Origin of the sequence: Saccharothrix sp. CB00851, assembly GCF_001905065.1 — a bacterium.
Lineage (GTDB): Bacteria > Actinomycetota > Actinomycetes > Mycobacteriales > Pseudonocardiaceae > Actinosynnema.
The window spans coordinates 1-18154 of record NZ_LWLC01000025.1 but is presented as its reverse complement, the minus strand read 5'-3'; the positions used below and the strand labels follow the sequence as shown (position 1 = coordinate 18154).

Annotated in this window: 14 protein-coding genes; 5 read left to right on the top strand and 9 right to left on the bottom strand. The window is 69.9% G+C overall.

Annotated features, from left to right (window positions below; genetic code table 11):
- Positions 1 to 162: 162 nt before the first annotated feature.
- Positions 163 to 561, top strand: coding sequence for a helix-turn-helix domain-containing protein (locus A6A25_RS24405; protein WP_073893586.1), 399 nt, complete (start codon positions 163 to 165; stop codon positions 559 to 561).
- Between the two features lie 219 nt (positions 562 to 780).
- Positions 781 to 999, top strand: a complete 219-nt coding sequence (locus tag A6A25_RS24395; protein WP_241828888.1) for a cell wall metabolism sensor histidine kinase WalK — start codon at positions 781 to 783, stop codon at positions 997 to 999.
- A 225-nt stretch (positions 1000 to 1224) separates the two neighbouring features.
- Here A6A25_RS24395 and A6A25_RS24390 read toward each other — a convergent pair whose 3' ends face one another.
- The 8 genes from A6A25_RS24390 to A6A25_RS24355 all read right to left on the bottom strand — a co-directional run bounded on the left by A6A25_RS24390 (position 1225) and on the right by A6A25_RS24355 (position 10259).
- On the bottom strand, positions 1225 to 1641 hold the full coding sequence (locus tag A6A25_RS24390; protein WP_073893584.1) for a DoxX family membrane protein: 417 nt from the start codon (positions 1639 to 1641) through the stop codon (positions 1225 to 1227).
- On the bottom strand, positions 1638 to 2051 hold the full coding sequence (locus A6A25_RS24385) for a hypothetical protein (protein ID WP_143193364.1): 414 nt from the start codon (positions 2049 to 2051) through the stop codon (positions 1638 to 1640). Before A6A25_RS24385 ends, A6A25_RS24390 begins: the two co-directional genes overlap by 4 nt.
- Positions 2052 to 2115: 64 nt before the next feature.
- On the bottom strand, positions 2116 to 2823 hold the full coding sequence (locus tag A6A25_RS24380) for a hypothetical protein (protein WP_073893580.1): 708 nt from the start codon (positions 2821 to 2823) through the stop codon (positions 2116 to 2118).
- Between the two features lie 217 nt (positions 2824 to 3040).
- On the bottom strand, positions 3041 to 5332 hold the full coding sequence (locus A6A25_RS24375; RefSeq protein ID WP_198932844.1) for a family 49 glycosyl hydrolase: 2292 nt from the start codon (positions 5330 to 5332) through the stop codon (positions 3041 to 3043).
- Between the two features lie 51 nt (positions 5333 to 5383).
- A complete protein-coding gene (locus tag A6A25_RS24370) occupies positions 5384 to 7111 on the bottom strand; it encodes a glycoside hydrolase family 13 protein (RefSeq protein ID WP_073893579.1) in 1728 nt (575 codons plus the stop codon).
- 19 nt (positions 7112 to 7130) lie between these two features.
- On the bottom strand, positions 7131 to 8033 hold the full coding sequence (locus A6A25_RS24365) for a carbohydrate ABC transporter permease (RefSeq protein WP_083668629.1): 903 nt from the start codon (positions 8031 to 8033) through the stop codon (positions 7131 to 7133).
- Entirely contained in the window at positions 8023 to 8958 is a 936-nt protein-coding gene (locus tag A6A25_RS24360; RefSeq protein WP_073893577.1) for a carbohydrate ABC transporter permease, read from the bottom strand. The genes A6A25_RS24365 and A6A25_RS24360 overlap by 11 nt, the downstream gene beginning before the upstream one ends.
- A gap of 20 nt (positions 8959 to 8978) precedes the next feature.
- Positions 8979 to 10259: an ABC transporter substrate-binding protein gene (locus tag A6A25_RS24355; protein ID WP_073893575.1), complete on the bottom strand. Its 1281-nt coding sequence runs from the start codon at positions 10257 to 10259 to the stop codon at positions 8979 to 8981.
- Between the two features lie 124 nt (positions 10260 to 10383).
- Between A6A25_RS24355 and A6A25_RS24350 the strand changes: the two genes are divergently transcribed.
- Positions 10384 to 11610, top strand: coding sequence for an ROK family protein (locus A6A25_RS24350; protein ID WP_198932843.1), 1227 nt, complete (start codon positions 10384 to 10386; stop codon positions 11608 to 11610).
- A gap of 134 nt (positions 11611 to 11744) precedes the next feature.
- Positions 11745 to 14444 (top strand): hypothetical protein, encoded by a 2700-nt coding sequence (locus A6A25_RS24345; RefSeq protein ID WP_198932842.1) that lies wholly within the window; start codon positions 11745 to 11747, stop codon positions 14442 to 14444.
- A 95-nt stretch (positions 14445 to 14539) separates the two neighbouring features.
- Here the strand turns inward: A6A25_RS24345 and A6A25_RS24340 are convergent, their stop codons facing one another.
- Entirely contained in the window at positions 14540 to 15511 is a 972-nt protein-coding gene (locus tag A6A25_RS24340) for a zinc-binding dehydrogenase (RefSeq protein ID WP_073893574.1), read from the bottom strand.
- Positions 15512 to 15961: 450 nt separating this feature from the next.
- Here A6A25_RS24340 and A6A25_RS24335 point away from each other — a divergent pair, with 450 nt between their 5' ends.
- Positions 15962 to 18076: a PQQ-dependent sugar dehydrogenase gene (locus tag A6A25_RS24335; RefSeq protein ID WP_073893572.1), complete on the top strand. Its 2115-nt coding sequence runs from the start codon at positions 15962 to 15964 to the stop codon at positions 18074 to 18076.
- Positions 18077 to 18154: the final 78 nt, after the last annotated feature.

The window sequence follows — 18154 nt, the reverse complement described above, 5'->3', positions numbered from 1 at the left end:
GAGGATCAACACGGCGCACCCGCCAGACGCGGAGAGATCATGATCAGCCGGGTCCCACCCGGCCCACTACTACAGCCGTCCGTATCAGCGCTATCAGGCATACTTCACGGTAGCACGTGGCGCTGTACGGTTGGCACTGAGTGAACGGAGGTGAAGCCGACAGTGACCGTCGTCCTCCTCAAGATCGGCGAACTGGCCGCCCGCGCGCAGGTCAGCCCCCGCACCGTCGACTACTACACCAGCCTCGGCCTGCTCACGCCCGCCAAGCGCACTGCGAGCAACTACCGCCTCTACGACCCCTCCGACGTGGACCGCATCCACCTCGTACAACGCCTGGAGGTCCAAGGAGTTCCCCTGGAGGAGATCGCCACCGCGCTGACCAACCAGAACGCCGACGTCACCGCCATCCTCGACCGCATCGACGAGGACCTGCGCACCCTCCAGACCGCGGCGGAGGCCGCGTCCCCGGAGGTCCAAGGCCTGTTGGCCGCGGTCGCCACCCGCGTCCACTCCCTCATCACCGTCGCCCTCCAGATCCCACCCGACCTGCCTCTCCCCTGAGTCGTCCGCCGCGACCTCGACACCCTCAGCCAGGTGCTGGGCCGCGTCCGCGACCACATCCGGGCCACGCCGCCGCGCTCCGCGAAACCCCGCCGTTCACGCGGTCGGACGACCTGACGGCAGCTTGATCGACATGGATGGTGGAACACGTCGCCCGGGTCCCAGCGTGCCTCGACCCGCTGGAGCTTCGGGTAGGTACAGCCTGCGGCCGGTTCGGCCGTGAACCGGCGCTCGCGGTGGCGGCTCGCCCTCGTCGCGCTGGTCGCCGGCCCGGAGGCCGCCCTGCTCACCGCCAGGGTCCGGAAGGCGTTCGACGCCCAGCGGCGGACCCAGGACCGGCTGCGCAGCTTCGTCGCCGACGCGGGCCACGAGCTGCGCACGCCGCCCGGCCAGGGCACCACCGTCCAGGCCACCTTCCCCGGCACGAGCTCTGCCTGACGGCGCCCGCCCTCGCGGCGTGCGACGGCTGGGCGAAAGAGGTGGCACGGCCGCCCACGGTGGCGTCGTCCCCGGATGGTTCGTGACGACGCCACCGCTCTTGCGGGAGCGGAGCCGCAGGCCGCCACCGGCGACCCCGCCCACCCCTGCGCTGGTCGGGCCTGGCAGGGGTGTCTTGGACGCCTCAGGCGCAGGCGACCACGAACGCGGTCGGCGTTGTGGCCCTCACCGCCGGACGACCGGTTCTTCGGATGGTTGTGGCTGGTCCGCGGCCATGAGCACCAGGCACGCGGTGATCAGCACCAGGTTCTTGACCACGAACTCGCCCTCGGTGGTGAGCAGCAGCGGGTTGCCTTCGTGGAACGCCGCCTGTGGCTGGACCACCAGCACCAGGAACGTCCCCAGCAGGTGGGCCAAGGCGACCGCGGCGACCCACCGCAGCCGTCGGCCCAGCCAGAGCGCCGCCCCGAGCACGACCTCCGCCACGCCCAGGGAGATCAGCAGCAGGTGGCGGTCCAGCCACGGCACGGTTCGGGCGACCAGGTCGGCGACCGGTGTCAGGTCGGCGACCTTGAGGGCGCCGAACCACACGAAGACCAGGCCGAGCGAGCCGCGCAACAACGTGACCGCGCGGGCACTCATGGCGCACCGCAGGTGGTGGTGTCGACGGGGTCGACGCGCCAGTGCCCGTCGTGCAGGCGCAGCAGGTGCTCGCCGGTGCGCTCGCCGCGCCGCCAGGTGACCCGGGCCAGGTCCGGACCGTCGGTGACCACGCCGAGCACCTCGTAGGGGACTCCGGGCGCGCAGTGGGCGAGCCGGTCGACGAACGCCTCGCGCGGGTCGCGCCGCTGCGCGTCCGCGGTCCACATGTCCCAGGCGGTGGTCGGGTCACCGCCCGAGAGCAGGCCGAGGTAGGTGGTGGCGACCCCGCGCAGCCGCGCGGCCTCCTCCGCCGTCATAGGGTGGTGCTGGTGGTGCTCGTGCCCGGACCCGGCGGATGTGCAGCCGGTCAGCACGGTGATGGCCAACGCCAAGCAGACAAGGGTTTTCACCAGGATCCTCCGGTTGCCGGGCGGCGGCCCCGCGTCGTTGCGGGACCGCCGCCGTCTCCTGGCGTCAGTTGCCCAGGCGCTTGGTGCCGTACTTCGAGATCCAGTGGTTGCCGCCGACGTTCAGGTCCGCCAGGACCTCGACGGAGTCACGCGTGGCCTCCAGGCTCATCGAGCCCTGGTTGGAGCCCGCCAGCTCGTAGGTCCACGTCTGCCCGACCGGGATGTTGCGGTCGGCCAGTGGCACGTCGTGGAAGCCGAGCCGGATGATGTAGTGCGACTCGCCGTTGCCCCGCGGGACCTCGACGTAGTCCTGCTGCGGGTGCCCGTACTGGACCGACGCCCGGTAGTGGTGGTCCACCGAGCCCGAGGGCGCCCGGAACTTCAGCACCAGGCAGTCGGTGTGCACGGCCGCGTTGCTGGTGTTGGTGAAGATGAGCTTGCGGTTGCCGTAGAACGTGCCGCCTTCGAGCTGCACCTTGACCGACAGGCCGACGTTGCTGGTGAAGCCCGTGGTCAGCGGCTCGTCCAGGATCGGGTTGCGGCTCGGCACGGGGTAGTCCGTGCCGACCCGGCACCGCTCCAGGGGCGAGCCGTCCACCGAGGAGGGCCCGTCCGGGTACTGCTGGCCGTGGGCCGCCGGTCCCGCGCTCACGGGGGACGTGACCGCGACGACGTTCGCGCTCGCGGGCAGCGAGGACGCGACGAACGCCGCGGACAGCGCGAGGCCGGCGACTCCGGTGGCGGACCAGGCCGCCTTGGCCGATTTCTTCATGGTGTGCCTCCGTCAGGATCGGAAGGAAGCGCCCGGGAGAACGAGTCTCTCCACCGGGGCTCGGTACACCGTGGCGGCGGCGTCTTCAGATTAGCGGTGCGGATTTTTTGTTGTCAACAAACGACATTACGGTGCTACCCGTTCGGACCAATAGGACTGTCCATTGTGGACCGACGGTCCGTGCGCGTGCGCGCGGGCAGTGCCGGGGGGATTCCGGTCAGCGGGTGAGGGTCCACTTCTGACTGTTCCAGGTGCCGCAGTCCCACAGGTGCAGGCGGGCGCCGTCCGCGGCGCTCTGGGCCTCGATGTCCAGGCAGCGGCCGGACTTGAGGTTCTTCAGGGTGCCGTTCGACTGGAAAGCCCACTTCTGGCTGTCCCAAGGCCCGCAGTCCCACAGGTGTGCCTTGGTCCCGTTGGCGGTGGCGCCACCTTCGACGTCCAGGCACTTGCCGCCCGACTTGAGCTGCTGCCCGTCGAGCGCCCACGTCATGGACGCCACCTCGGCACAGGACCACTGCTGGATCGCGGTGCCGTTCGCCGTGCCGCCGCCCGCGCGGTCGACGCACTTGGCGGTCGCACCGTTGACGATCCTGCCGCCGGTGCCCGGGTCAGGGTTGTCGCCGCCCGGACCCCAGGCGTTCCAGTTGTCCCAGGTCTCGGCGTCGAAGCCGATCCGGCCGAGCTGGTCGGCGGCCCAGTTGGTGCCGGCCTTGTCGATGACGGTGCCGCCGACGGTGTAGTTCTCCAGCTTCAGGCCGCGGCTGTCACGCGTCTCGTTGCCCAGGGCGACCTTCTGGCCGCTGCTGTTGCTGTACCGCTTGAGGAGGCTGACCTGGGATGACGGGTCCAGGTGGCTCCAGGCGTCGATCTTGAGGTTCTTGACGTGGATGTTCTCGGTGCTGGACAGGGCGAAGACGCGGATCGCGCAGTTGGTCATGCCCTCGACGGTGATGTTCTCGAAGGTCATGTTCTTCACCCACGCGTTGGGATCGGCCTTGGTGGTCGAGCCCATGTCCTCCCAGTGCGAGGAGGAGTTGAGGATGCAGGTGTTGTACTTGACGTCCTTCCAGTACATCCGGTTGTGGATGACGTGGGTGTTGCTGACGCGGACGTTGTCGATGTTGCGCGGCGTCCAGCCCCACTGGATGACGGGGCCGTTCTCGTTCTTCCAGATGACGGTGTTATCGATGGTGACGTCGCTGTGGTACATCTTCAGCACGTCGTCGTTGGCGTTGAAGAACGTGTTCTTCATGGTGCTGCCGCGGTAGAGCTCGATGCCGTCGGTCTGCCAGTACCAGGAGCCGACCTGCTTGTAGTTCTCGACCCGCATGCTGAACGTCTGCTCGTCGCCGTAGACGACGAACGAGTGGTACGGGGGCTCGTTGATGGTCACGCCCTGCAGGTCCAGGTGCTGCTGCCGACCGCCGGCCGACTGGAACTGCAGCATCTTCACGCAGGTGGAGTGGCAGTTGGACGAACCGGAGAGGTGGTCGTAGTTGTTGGCGGTGTCGGCCTCGTAGACGTACTGCTCACCAGAGAGCACGCCGTAGCCGGTCACCTTGTACAGGCCCTGGCTGTCGTCGGGGAACCGGATGGCGCCCTTCACGTACGCGCCGGGTGCCAGGTAGACCCACTTGACCTGCTTGGGCAGCAGCGCGTGGTACTTCGAGGTCATGTAGTAGGTGCCGGGCCGGAAGTACACGATCTCCTCGCTGATCGTGTTCAGGTTGGTGACCTGCCCCTGCGGCGGGTAGTAGGTGCTGCCCGAGGCCGAGGTCGGGATCAGCCGGTCCCGCTCCGCCCCGGTGGGCGCCGGTTCGGCGAAGACCATCATGGAGTTGCGCGGCTCGGTGTGGATGGCGCGGTTGCCGTTGCCCGATGAGGTGGTGAGCTTGCCCGCGTCGTTGGCCGGACCGGACATGTCGTTGTACGCCGTGTACAGCTGCGGCTCGAACTCGACGGAGAAGCGGTAGCCCGCCGCGCTGTAGGGAACGTTGATGCGCACGGTGTCGCCGTCGACGAGCTGCTTGGCGAAGTTCAGGCTGCTGGGCTTGATCTTGACCTGGTCGGCCGAGGAGATGCTCTGGCCGGTGCGCAGCGAGACGTCCACCCACACGTCGGTGGCGTACTGGAAGGTCGACCAGCTCATCGTCAGGTTCGCCGCCGAGGAGAACTCGGCGCCGTCCTCCTTGGTGTAGCCGATCTTCCCCTTGCCGCTGCGCGCGATGCTCAGGTAGGTGAACGAGTCGTACCTGGTCGCGGGCGCCGCGGCGGTGGCGACCTGGACGTCGTAGAACGACGAACGCCTGACCTTGTCGCTCGCCACCGGGCTGGTGGTGTTGAACTCGTGGTTGTCGTGCCACCACGTCTTGAGCTGCTCGCTGTCGGACACCGCGGCCTGGGCCGGTGGCATCCCCGCGCCCACCCAGGCCGGCGCGACGACGCCGACCAGGGCCAGGGCCAGACCGGCGGCGAGTGCCACCGGTCGACTCAGTCTTGCTGCGGGCATGGCGAATCCTCTTCTCGTCATTGGGAAGGGTTGCGTCGTACTACCGCGGCCTTACTTCATGAAGACGTGTGCCGACCACGGCTCCATGGGGATTCGGCCGTTCACGACCGGTGGCTCGTCGACGTTGGTCAGCAGCAGGTCGGCAGCCGACCAACCGCCGTCCAGGGTGGCGGTTTGCGGTGTGCCGCTGAGGTTGGCCACGACGAGCAGGCGGTCGTTGTCCAGGGTGCGTTCGTAGGCGTAGAGGTACGGTTCGTCGGCCAGGAGCATCCGGAAGTCGCCCCGCGCGATCACCGGCAGCGAGTGGCGCAGCTCGATGAGCCGCCGGTAGTGGTTGAAGACGGACTCCGGGTCGTCGTACTGCGCTTCGGCGTTGAGCCAGGTGTGGTTGGGGTTGACCGCGAGCCACGGTTCGCCGGTCGTGAACCCGGCGTTCGGGGAGGCGTCCCACTGCACGGGCGTGCGGGCGTTGTCACGGCCCATCGCGCGCAGACCGCGCAACACCGCTTCGGGCTCACCGCCCGCGGCGACGACCTCGGCGTAGTGGTTGAGCGATTCGACGTCGCGCAGCTCGTGCACCCCGGCGAACGGCGCGTTGGTCATGCCGAGTTCTTCGCCCTGGTAGACGTACGGGGTGCCGCGGTGCAGGTGCAGCACGGTGGCCAGCGCCGTGGCGGACTCGCGCCAGTACCGGCTGTCGTCGCCGAACCGGGACACCACGCGGGGCTGGTCGTGGTTGTTCCAGTAGAGGCTGTTCCAGCCGACCTCGCCCAACGCGGTCTGCCACCGGCCCAGCGACGCCTTCAGGTCACGCAGGTCCAGCGGCTTCGGGTCGAACTTGCCGCCGGGGCCGTGGTCGAGCGAGACGTGCTCGAACTGGAACACCATGTCCAGCTCGCGCCGCGCGGGGTCGGTGAACAGCCGGGCGTCCTCCCAGGTGACGCCGGGCATCTCCCCCACGGTCAGCAGCTCGCCCGACCGTCCCTCGAACACCTCGCGGTGCATCTCTTGGAGGAACTCGTGGATGCGCGGTCCCGTGCCGTAGTGCGGGAACCCGTCGCCGAGGCCGCTCGTGCCCGTGGTGGTGCCGTCGGGCAGGTCCGGGTCCTTGGAGATCAGGTTGATGACGTCCATCCGGAAGCCGTCCACGCCCCGGTCCAGCCACCACCGCATCATCTCGTACACCGCGTGGCGGACCTCGGGGTTCTCCCAGTTCAGGTCCGGCTGCTTGGGTGCGAACAGGTGCAGGTAGTACTCCCCCGTCGCCTCGTCCAGGGTCCACGCCGGGCCGGAGAAGAACGACTCCCAGTTGGTGGGCTCCGCGCCGGGCTGCCCGGCCTCGAACCCCTCGCGCGGTGGACGCCACCAGTACCAGTCCCGCTTCGGGTTGTCCTCGGACGACCGGGACTCCACGAACCACGGGTGCTCGTCGGAGGTGTGGTTGACCACCAGGTCCATCACCAGCTTCATCCCCCTCGCGTGCACCTCGGCCAGCAGCCGGTCGAAATCGTCCAGCGTGCCGAACGCGGGGTCGATCGCCTGGTAGTCGGAGATGTCGTAGCCGTTGTCCGCGTGCGGCGAGGCGTAGACCGGCGACAGCCAGAGCACGTCGATGCCGAGCCTTTCGAGGTGGTCCAGCCGGGTGATCAGGCCGGGGAGGTCGCCGACGCCGTCACCGTTGGAGTCGGCGAAGCTGCGCGGGTAGACCTGGTAGACCACGGCCGTGGTCCACCACGGGGTGGTGTCCACGGTCGTGGTCACCGTCTGTTCGAGAGTCATGGATGTCCTTCGTGGGGAGTTACTTGACCGCGCCGAGGTTCACGCCGCGCATGAGCGTGCGTTGGAAGAGCAGGAAGAACACCAGTGCCGGGAGGATGCCGGCGAGCGAGGCGGCGGCCAGCGCGGTGGGGTCGCTGGTGTACTGCCCGCTCAACGCACCGAGCGCGACCGACACCGTCTGGTTGTCAGCCGAGGGCAGCAGCACCAGCGGCAGGAAGAAGTCGTTCCAGGTCCAGATGAAGAAGAACGTCATCAGCACGGCCATCGTCGGCCTGGTCAGCGGCAACACCACCAGCCGCAGCACCTGGAAGCGGGTGGCGCCGTCCAGCCGGGCGGCCTCCAGCACCTCCGGCGGGAACGTGCCGAGCACCGAGGACAGCATGTAGGTGCCGAACGCGCTCTGGAGCACGGCCAGGATGATCACGACACCGGTCATCGTGTCGTACAGCCCGAGGTCGCGGGTGAGCACGAACAGCGGGTACACCAGGGCTTCCTGCGGGATCGTGAACGCGAGCATGAACAGCGCGAGGATCCACACCCGGCCCCGGATGCGGCCGATACCGATGGCGAACGCCGACAGCAGGCTCAGCGCGACCGCGATCAGGGCCACGCTGCCGCTGATCACCACGCTGTTGAGCAGCTTGCGGTTGAAGTCCACGCCGCCCCAGAAGTCGACCAGGGCGGAGAAGTCCAGCTCGGTGGGCACGGAAACCGGCCCGTTGGCGATGTAGTCGGGCGCGGGCTTGAACGCGTTGATGAGCGCGATCCAGAACGGGAACAGCATCAGCAGGCCGACGCCGGCGACCAGGGCGAGCACCACCCAGCCGCTGACGCCGCGCTTGCGTCGCTTGACCTTGCGCACGGCGGGCGGGGCGGGCGTCGTCGGGCTCACGGCCGTCTTCTCCAGGCTGTCAACGGCCATCTTCGAACCCTTCGGAGTTGCGGGTCTGGTAGCGCAGCAGCGCGACCGCGACGACCGAGATCATCAGCGCGAGCACGGACGCCACCGCGGCGCCGTAGCCGACCTTGGTGGTGGTGAAGAAGTTGGAGAACGAGAAGTAGGCGGGCACGATCGTGCTGGTGCCGGGACCGCCGCGGGTGAGCACGAAGATCGGCGCGAACACCTTCAACGCGGCCACCGACGTGGTGATCAGCACGACCGCGATCTCCGGCCGCAGCTGGTTGAGCGTGATGGTGCGGAACTGCTGCCACCAGCTCGCGCCGTCCAGCTCGGCGGCCTCGTACAGCGCGGGGTCCACCCGGGACAGCCCGGCCATGAACACCACCACGGTGTAGCCGATCTGGAGCCAGACCAGCACGTTCATCACCGCGTAGATGGCCAGGTCGGAGTCGCCGAGCCAGTTCTGCGCGAGACCGCCGAGCCCCAGGTCGCGCAGGGTGGTGTTGATGATCCCGTACTGGGGTTGGTACATCCACTTCCACAGCACGCCCGCGACCGCGATCGGCAGGATCTGCGGCAGGTAGTAGGTGGCGCGCAGGAAGCTCGCGACCTTCGACCCGAACTTCGGCGAGATGTAGTTGAACAGCACGGCCGCGACCACCACCCCGATGGCGGTCGGGAGGATCGCCATGGCCACGATGAACGCCACGCTGTGCCGGAACGACGCCCAGAACAGCGGGTCGCCCAGCAGCCGCTGGTAGTTCTCGAACCCGATGAACACCGGGTCGCCGACGCCCCGGAAGGACGTGAGGCTGTACCAGAGGTTCATCCCGAACGGCACGGCGACGACCGCGAGGAACCCGACCGCGCCCGGCAGGATGTACCACCAGTAGCCGCTGCGGCGTTCGGACGTGCTCCTGCGCCGCACGGCGGTGAGCGAGGACATGGCGATCCCTTCCCGGGCGGTTACGCGGACGGCTTGCCGGCGTCGTAGGCGGCCTTGATCGCCTCCACCACCTGCTGCGGTGTCGCGTCACCGCCGACGAGGTTGGTGGTGTTGGCCAGCAGCACGTCGTTCAGCCCGGCCACCGGCCAGTCCGGGTACAGCGCGAGCCCGCCCTTCTCACCGGAGAGCAGCTCGGTGAACCGGTCGCTCACCAGCAGCCCCATCGCCGAGCTGGCCGAACCGGGCTCGGCCGCGACCGGCACGCCGCCCTTGTCGGCCAGGAAGTTCTGCACCTCGGGCCGCTGGGTGATCTCCAGGAAGTCGTAGGCGAGGTCCTTGTTCTTGGCCTTCGCGGGCACGACCCACAGGTTGCCGCCAGAGCCGGCGTGCAGCTCGTTGCCGGGGAACAGGAACTGCCCGGTCTTGAACGTGGGCTGCTCGGCGATCTGCCCGGACCACCAGGTGCCGGAGACGAACATCGGGTACTGGCCCGCGATGAACGCGTTGCCCGCGTCCTGGGCCGGGATGCCGGTGGAGTCGGTGCTGATGTACTTGCGCTCCACCCACTGGCGCATGGTGGTGGCGGCCTTCTCCCACGCCGACCAGTCCACCTCGCCCTGGAACCGCTGGTACGCGGCGAGGGACTGCTCGTCCATGTGGGCCAGGGCCAACGAGTACAGCAGGTGCGGGCCGGGGTAGTCGGCCGAGCCGAGCGCCAACGGCGTGACACCCTTGTCGGCGAAGGCCTTCAGCGCGTTCTCGAACTCGGCCAGGGTGGTCGGCACCTGCACGTTGTGCTGGGCGAACAGGTCCTGGTTGTACCAGACGCCGACGTACTCGCCGTAGTTCGTGATCCCGTACCGCTTGCCCGACCCCATCAGCCCGTTGTCGTCGTACAGGCCGACGTCCTGGGCGCTGTTGTCGAGCTTCCAGCCGCGGGTCGTGGCCACCTCGGTCAGGTCGGTGAGCAGGCCCGCCTTGGCCACGACGCCGGCGGTGGCGTTGCCCTTGAGGTACTCCAGCACGTCGGGCGTGTCGTTGGAGTCCAGGATGAGCTGACCGGACTGCTGCATCTGCTCGTAGGTCTTGAGCTCCTGCTTGACCGTGACGCCGGGGTGCTCCTTCTCGAAGATCGAGACAGCCTGCTTCCAGGCGGCCGACAGCGCGCTGTCGTCGGTCTCCCACCACCACACCTTGAGCGTGTCGGGATCCCCGGAGTCACCTCCGCTCGAACACCCGGTCATCACCAGCGCCAAGGCGGCGGCCACCGCGGTGGCCAGCCGTAGGGGGTGCTTGCGCATGTCGATCCTCCAGAGTCGCGACGGCGGCGTCGCCTACCGGGGTTTTCTTTGTCGCAACATTAAGGGCGATGTCACTGTAACGCGTCAACCCGCAACTAGTCACGTTTTCGTCACACAGGAGGTCTTGCCTGGCAGTTTCGCGGCGGTACTATTGCCTCCCGTCAACCCCGACCTCGACGAGGAGTGCACGGTGCTCGACGCCGCCTCACCCTGGGCACCCCTGCTGCCCTCCGCCCGCCGCGTGACGCTGGAGGTGCTGCTCCACGGCCCGCTGGCCCGGTCGGAGCTGGCGGACCGGTTGGGCCTGTCGACGGCGAGCCTGACCCGGCTGACCAAGCCGCTGATGGACGCGGGCCTGCTGCGCGAGGTGGAGACGCCGAACCTGCGCGGCGGCGGGCGGCCGTTGCAGCCGTTGGACGTCGACCCGGACGTGCAGCGCTTCATCGGCATCAAGCTCGCCGGGTTCCGCGCCTACGGCGTGCTGACCAACCTGCGCGCGGACATCCTCGACAGCGCCTCGGTCGAGATCACCGAGCACGACGTGGAAGCGGTCGTCGCCAAGATCGCCGAACTTGTCGCGTCACTGGACGACCCGGGACGGCCGGTCGCCGCCGTCGGCCTCGGCATCGGCGGTGTGGTCCACGAGTTCGCGCGTGTGCAGAGGGCCGTGTTCCTGCACTGGAAGGACGTCGATCTGGGCGCGGAGGTCTTCCGGGCGACCGGCAGGCCGACGGTGGTGTCCAACGACCTCGACGCCCTGCTGGAGGCCGAGCACTGGTTCGGCGACGGGCGGGACGTGGACAGCTTCGCCGTGCTCACCATCGGCGCCGGCGTCGGTGGCGGCCTGGTCATCCACGACCGCCTCGTCGGCGGCCCCGACTCCGGGCTCGGGCTGCTCGGCCACTTCCCCGTCGACCCGTTCGGCCCGATCTGCCCCGAAGGGCACCGCGGCTGCGTGAAAGCCCTGCTCACCACCGACGCCATCCAGTCGCAGGCCGCGCTGACCCTCGGTCGGCCCGTCACCTACGACGAGGTGCTCGACCTTGCCGAAGCGGGCAACGCGGTCGCCGACCAGATCGTCGGCCGGGCCGCCCACGCGTTCGGCACGCTGATCGCGGCCGTCGCCAACATCGCCCAACCCGAGCGGATCATCCTCACCGGTGAGGGCATCCGCCTCGCCCAAGTCGCCGAAGCACGCGTGCGGACGACCATCGCGCAGGCACGCCACCCCGAGGCATCCCCGATCGACCTGCGGTTCATCAACGACGAACCCACGCTGTGGGCCCGCGGCGCCGCCGCCGTGGCGATCCAGCGCACCGTGCTGGCCGTCCTGCCCCTGCGGGCGGGTTGACCACGCGCCGCGCCCGGCAGGGACTTTCGGGCAGTGTTGTCGCTGTTGGCACGCAACAGTTTCGACAACGCTTGTGGCCGGTCTCCCGGCACCGCTAGAACTGGTCGCCCGCCGGTCGATCGGGGAGGCCGCACATGCGCTCGCTGAAACTCCTGTTACCCGCGTTGGTGGTCGGGGTGCTGATCACGCCGATCGAGGGGGCGGCCCAGGCCCGGCAGGGGCCGGACGCGCCGCCGCCGGGGTGGACGATCGGTGGCGAAGGGCTCGCGTGGACGGCGCCCCGTCCGATCCCGCCGGGCGGCGCCGCGATCGAGTTCTGGGACGGCGACCGGCTGCTCGGTGTGCCACGCCCGTCCGCCGACCTGCGCACCTACACCTTGGACGCGGTCGGGGTCGACGCCGTCGACGGGCTCCAGGTACGGGCGTCGGGCCGGCGGTTGGACGTCGAGGAGCCCACACCACCGTCGACCGTGGCCGTCGCGGCACCGCCCGCGTTGTCGCCCGCCGGGGACGTCGACCCCGGCAGGCCCGGCCCGTTCGCCACGCGCACCGGGGAGTACGAGCTCGACCCGATCACCGTGCCCGGGTACGCGGTACCGCTGGAGGTGAAGGCGGTCGTCGTCGCGCCGACCGGTGCGCCGGGCAGGCGCCCGCTGGCGCTCTTCCTGCACGGCAGGCACATCACCTGCTACCAGGGCACCCAGATGCTGCTGGAGTGGCCCTGCCCGGCGCCCGCGAAACCGGTGCCGAGCCACCGCGGCTACCTCCAGGCACAACGGCTGCTCGCCTCGCAGGGCTACGTGACCGTGTCCGTGTCGGCCAACGCGGTCAACGCCCACGACGAGCTGGACGTCGAAGCGGGCGCGGGTGCGCGGTCGGCGCTGGTCCGCGCCCACCTGGCGAAGTGGGCGGACTGGGCGGGCTCCGGTCGGGGCTCCGCACCCGAGATCGTCCGTGCCGCACCCGTCGCCGACCTGGGCAACGTGTTCCTGGTCGGGCACTCGCGCGGCGGCGAAGGCGTCAACCGGGCCGTGATCGACAGCCTCGTCCCGCCGCCTCCCGGCACCGGCCACGACGTCCCGGTGCGGTGGAGGATCAAGGGCCAGTTGCTGATCGGTCCGACGATCTTCGGGCACAACCCGGCACCGGACGTGCCGTCGGTGACGATCCTGCCCGGCTGCGACGGCGACGTGTCCGACCTCCAGGGCCAGCTCTTCGTGGACGCGACCCGCGGCGTGAGCCGGGGAACCGCGCTGCACAGCGCGCTGTACCTGGTCGGCGCGAACCACAACTTCTTCAACACCGAGTGGACCCCCGGCCAGGCGGAAGCCCCGGCGCAGGACGACTTCCGCGACACGTGGGTCGACGCGGTGTGCTCGCCGGGGACCGCCACCAGGCTCACGGCCGCGCAGCAGCAGACCGCGGGCGCGACCTACATCGCCGCGGCGGCACGCCTGTTCGTCGCCGGTGACCAGCGGGTCCTGCCGCTGCTGGACGGGTCGGGCGTCCGCGCGCCCTCGGCCGACCCGGCGCGGGTGCTCGCCCACGCCGTCGGCGGCGCGCGTTCCCCGTTCGCCGTGCTCGACGGGACGACCTCGGCGAGCGGGTCGGCGCGGGTGTGCGCGCAGGTCTCGGCCGACCCGGCGGCGGCGTGCGTCGACCCGGCCGTCACCCGGCCGTCACCGCACTTCGTCCGGTTCAACCGCGTGGTGCCGGAATCCGGCCGGTTCGCCGTGGCGCTGCGGTGGACCGCCGAGGGCCAGGCGGCGACCGTGCGCCCCGCCGCGCCGGTGTCCTTGGTGGGTGCGCGGGAGTTGGCGTTGAGGCTGGCCGTGCCGCCCAACACCACTGCGAACCGCTTCACCGTGACCGTCACCGACGCGGCTGGGCGGCGCGCGCAGCTGGGGACCGTGGCGCTGGACGGGCTGCCCGCCACCGAACGGCTGTCCGCCAACTGGGCGCAGGAGGTCCGCGTGCCGCTGCCGGCGCGCGGGATCAACCTGCGGCACGTCGCCGAGCTGGAACTCGTCCCGCACGGCGGCTCCGGGCAGGCGTGGCTGATCGACGCCCACGGCTGGGCGCCTGGCCTGCCTGAATCGCGGCCGGTGGCGCTGCCGCGCGTCGACCTCGGCGCGCTGACCGTCGAGGAAGGCGACAGCGGCACGCGGACCGTCCGGTTCCCGGCCTCGGTCACCGGTGACGGCGCGGGCTCGGTGCGGGTGTTCGTCCAGGACGAGGACGGCCGCGCGTACACCGAGCGGTTGGCGGTGATCGAGCCGGGTCGGCACGAGGTCGAGATCCCGATCGAGATCACCGGCAACACCCGCTTCAGCCACGGTGCGAGGCGCGTGGTGCTCGTCAAGGCCGTGCGGGGCACGGTCGTCGGCCACTACTCGGACCGGTTGACGGTGCCGAACGACGACCCGGAACCGACCGTCACCGCCACCCCGGTCACCGACGCGGTCGCAGAGGGAGGCACCTTGACGTGGCGCGTGACGCTGTCCTCGCCGACCGACTCGAACTTCACGGTCCTCGGCCGGGCGGTCGCACCGGAAGGGGTCGAGCTGTCCACCACCGACGTCGACGAGACGTGGTTCCGCCAGCGCGTTTCCCGGGAGGAACCGCTGCCTTCACGACCGTTGTCGACCACCGGGGTGCAGGTGGTGGCCTACTTCCCGCGCGGGGAGGTGAGCCGGGAGGTGTCCGTGCTGACGGTGATCGACGCGGAGACCGAACCGGTCGAGCGGGTCCGCTTCGACCTCGCGTCGCTCTCGCCGGGTGCTGTGCGGGTCCCGGTTGTCGGGACGGTCAGCGACACGTCGGACGGGCGGTGACGGGCAGGCGGTGGCGGATGGGCGGTGACGACGGGCACCGTGCCGCTGCCTGTGGGGTGCGACGTGGCATGACCTTGTTCTGGGCGTGGATTCCGTCAGATCAGCAGCAGGGTCTTGCCCGCGGCCGTGCGGTTCTCGATCGCGGCGTGGGCGTCGGCGGCGCGTTCCAGCGGGAAGGTCTGCCCGATCACCGGCCGGACCACCCCGGCGGCAGCCTCGGCCATCATCCGCGTCGCCCACCGCGCCACGTTCGGTCCGAAGTCCAGGAGTTGCTCGATGCCGGTTACGTCGACGCCTCTGTCGCGCGCCTCCGCGGGGTCGATGGACGTGACCTCACCGCTGGAGGCACCGTGCACCGAGAACCGGCCACCGCGGGCCGTGACCTCGAACGCGGCCCGTCCGATCCGTCCACCGACCCCGTCGAACACCACGTCCGGCCCCGCGCCGCCGGTCACCTCCCGCACCCGCCCGGTCCAGTCCGGTTCGGAGTAGTCGACCGCGGCATCGGCACCCAGTTCCCGGATCAGGTCGAGCTTGCGCGCTCCGCGGGCGGCCCCGACGACCTGGGCACCCGCGGCACGGGCGAGCTGCACCAGCAGGCTGCCGACGCCACCGGCCGCCGCTTCGACCAGGACCAGGTCACCGGCACCGATCCCGGCTTTCTCCGCCAGCCCCAACGCGGTGCTGCCGTCGCTGAACAGGGCGACGGCCTCCGGCAGGCCCAAGCCGTCCGGCACCGGGAACAGGTCCTCGACCCCGGCCAGCGCGCGCTCGGCGAAGCCGCCGGTCTCCCCGGTGTCGGCCACGACCCGCCGCCCCAGCCAGGCCGGATCCACCCGTGCCCCCACCGCGCTCACCCGCCCGGCGACCAGGCTGCCCGGCACGTAGGGCAGCGACGGCTTGGCGTGCCACTGGTCGACGCCACGTCGGATCTGCGTCTCGACGAACGACATGCCCGCCACCGCCACCTCGACCACAACCTGGCCCGCCGCGGCCACCGGGTCCGGAGCCTCACCCGGGACCATCACCTCCGGACCTCCGAACCGCACAACCCGAATCACCCGCATCCGCTCGCTCCTGTCCGTTCGACGACGTGGATCTCGAGCGTGCGACCTCGACCGCGGTAGAGGTCAAGTCGCCCTCGATGGCCAACGCTCAGTTCGCGGTGTTAGCGCTAACGAGGTCTGGGTACCGACCCGGCGGGCCTTGTCCACCGTGAACGGCCTGCGCTACGGTGCTTCTGGGAACGCTCCCAGTCGCCCTGACCCGGCATCCGGCGGCCACCGCAACGCGCCCTGCTCGCAAGGAGGCGAAGCATGGATCCACGTGTGCGTAGAACGTCCACGTCGTTCGCGTTGCGTTTGAGACCCGGCTCGGCCCTCTCTGCGACCACCGGCTGACACGTCTGGCCAAAACCCCTTTCGGTGCACGTCGACCGCCATCGACGCGGCATTCCGCCGCCTCAATTTGTTAGCGATAACAATGCGATTGGCCTTGCATTCCGTGAGAGGAAGACCATGCGAGATCCCCTCGCGACCAGGAAAGACGCCGTCCACCGCGCGCGACTGCGAGCGGTGTGGGTGGTGGCGCTGTCGGTCGTCTCGGTCGTTCTTCCGGTTCCCGCCGCGTCGGCCGCGACCGTGGACACCAATGCCTCGTACGTGCTGGTCAACCGCAACAGCGGCAAGGTGCTGGACGTCTACGGGCGCAGCACCGCGAACAACGCCCGGATCTCCCAGTACACCCGCAACGACGGCGCCTGGCAGCAGTGGCAGTTCGTCGACTCCGGCGGCGGCTACTACCGGATCAGGTCCAGGCACAGCAACAAGGTCCTGAGCTTCTCGTCCACCGCCGACGGTGCCGGCCTGGTGCAGACGACCGACGCCCAGCTCGCCGGTCAGCAGTTCCGGTTGGCCGACTCCGCCGGCGGGTACGTGCGCCTGCTCAACCGGGCCAGCGGCAAGGCCGTGGACGTGCTGAACTCCTCCACTGCCAACGGTGCGCGGATCGTGCAGCTGCCGGACACGGGTGGCGCCAACCAGCAGTGGCAGTTGGTCAGGCTGGGCGCGGACACCACGCCGCCGACGGCACCTGGGAACCCGCGCACCTCGAACCTGACGTGCACCGGGGTGACGTTCTCGTGGTCGGCGTCCACGGACGGCGTCGGGGTGGCGTTCTACGACGTCTACCACGACGGGCAGCTCATGACGTCGGTGCCGGGCACGGCGCTGTCGGCGGACCTGACCGTCGCGCCGGGTGCCACGTGGGGTCTGTACGTCAACGCCCGGGACGCCGCAGGCAACGTCTCCCAGGCCAGCCCCACGGTCACGATCACCGTGCCGCAGTGCCAGGCCGACACGACACCGCCCAGCACGCCCACCGGCGTGACGGCGACCGCCTCGGGCACCTCGGTCACCGTCCGCTGGTCACCGGCCACCGACAACATCGGCGTCACCGGGTACGAGGTCCTGCGCGACGGCGTCCAGGTCGGCTCGACCAGCGGCGCGACCACGACGTCGTTCACCGACAGCGGCCTGGCCGCGAACACCCGTTACGAGTACCAGGTGCAGGCGCGCGACGCCCAGGCCAACCGCTCGGCCCCGAGCACGGCGGTCGCGGTCACCACGGGCAGCTCGTGCGCCACGGCGTTGTGCTCGGTCACCAGGGTCACCACCGAGACCGACCTGCCGTGGGGCCTGACCACGTTGCCGGATGGGCAGGTGATCTTCGGTCGGCGCGACACCTTCGAACTGGTCCGCCTCGACCCGGCCACGGGCGCGAAGACCGTCCTCGGGCGCGTGCCGAACGCGGACGGGACGGACGGCGAGGGCGGGGTCCTTGGCGTCGCCGTGGCCTCGGACTTCACGGCCGACCCGTGGGTGTACGTGATGCACACCAGCGCGACCGACAACCGGGTGGTGCGCATCCGCTACACCGATGGCACCCTCGCGGGCACACCGCAGGTGCTGCTCACCGGTATCCCGCGCAACAAGTACCACAACGGCGGCCGGCTGCGCTTCGGCCCGGACGGCAAGCTCTACGTCGCCACCGGTGACGGGCAGAACGGCGAGTGGGCCCAGGACCGGGACAACCTCGCCGGCAAGGTCCTGCGGATCAACCCCGACGGCAGCGTGCCGTCGGACAACCCGTTCGGCAACGCCGTGTGGAGCTACGGCCACCGCAACCCGCAAGGGCTGGCCTTCGACTCGCGAGGTCGGTTGTGGGAGCAGGAGTTCGGCAACTCCGTCATGGACGAGACGAACCTGATCGTCCGGGGTGGCAACTACGGCTGGCCTCGGTGTGAAGGCACCACCGGTAGCTGTGACGAGGCTGGTTTCGTTGCGCCGAAGCGGACCTACCCTGTCGCCGAGGCCTCGTGCAGTGGGATCGCGGTGGTCCGGGACGCCCTCTACATCGCTTGCCTGCGCGGTGCGCGGGTGTACCGGGCCGAGATCGTCGGGGAGAGCTTGACCAACGTTCAGCAGTACCTGACCGGTACGTATGGGCGGTTGCGCACGGTGGAGCCGTCGGCCGATGGTGGGCTGTGGCTGACGACGAGCACTCGTGGTGACAAGGACAGCATCGCCAACAACAGCAACGAGAGCATCCTCAAGGTTGAGCTTGGGCGATGAGGGCGGGGGGAGAAAGATCAAAAGCCCTGAAAAGCGTCCTCGCCGGACGCTGGCGTTTTAACCCTGGGGTGGGTGATC

What these genes read in the sequence shown, in the direction of transcription:
- A6A25_RS24390 (WP_073893584.1), bottom strand. Translation starts at nt 1,641, where the DNA reads ATGAGTGCCCGCGCGGTCACGTTGTTGCGCGGCTCGCTCGGCCTGGTC.
- A6A25_RS24380 (WP_073893580.1), bottom strand. Translation starts at nt 2,823, where the DNA reads ATGAAGAAATCGGCCAAGGCGGCCTGGTCCGCCACCGGAGTCGCCGGC.
- A6A25_RS24375 (WP_198932844.1), bottom strand. Translation starts at nt 5,332, where the DNA reads ATGCCCGCAGCAAGACTGAGTCGACCGGTGGCACTCGCCGCCGGTCTG.
- A6A25_RS24370 (WP_073893579.1), bottom strand. Translation starts at nt 7,111, where the DNA reads ATGACTCTCGAACAGACGGTGACCACGACCGTGGACACCACCCCGTGG.
- A6A25_RS24365 (WP_083668629.1), bottom strand. Translation starts at nt 8,033, where the DNA reads ATGGCCGTTGACAGCCTGGAGAAGACGGCCGTGAGCCCGACGACGCCC.
- A6A25_RS24360 (WP_073893577.1), bottom strand. Translation starts at nt 8,958, where the DNA reads ATGTCCTCGCTCACCGCCGTGCGGCGCAGGAGCACGTCCGAACGCCGC.
- A6A25_RS24355 (WP_073893575.1), bottom strand. Translation starts at nt 10,259, where the DNA reads ATGCGCAAGCACCCCCTACGGCTGGCCACCGCGGTGGCCGCCGCCTTG.
- A6A25_RS24345 (WP_198932842.1), top strand. Translation starts at nt 11,745, where the DNA reads ATGCGCTCGCTGAAACTCCTGTTACCCGCGTTGGTGGTCGGGGTGCTG.
- A6A25_RS24340 (WP_073893574.1), bottom strand. Translation starts at nt 15,511, where the DNA reads ATGCGGGTGATTCGGGTTGTGCGGTTCGGAGGTCCGGAGGTGATGGTC.
- A6A25_RS24335 (WP_073893572.1), top strand. Translation starts at nt 15,962, where the DNA reads ATGCGAGATCCCCTCGCGACCAGGAAAGACGCCGTCCACCGCGCGCGA.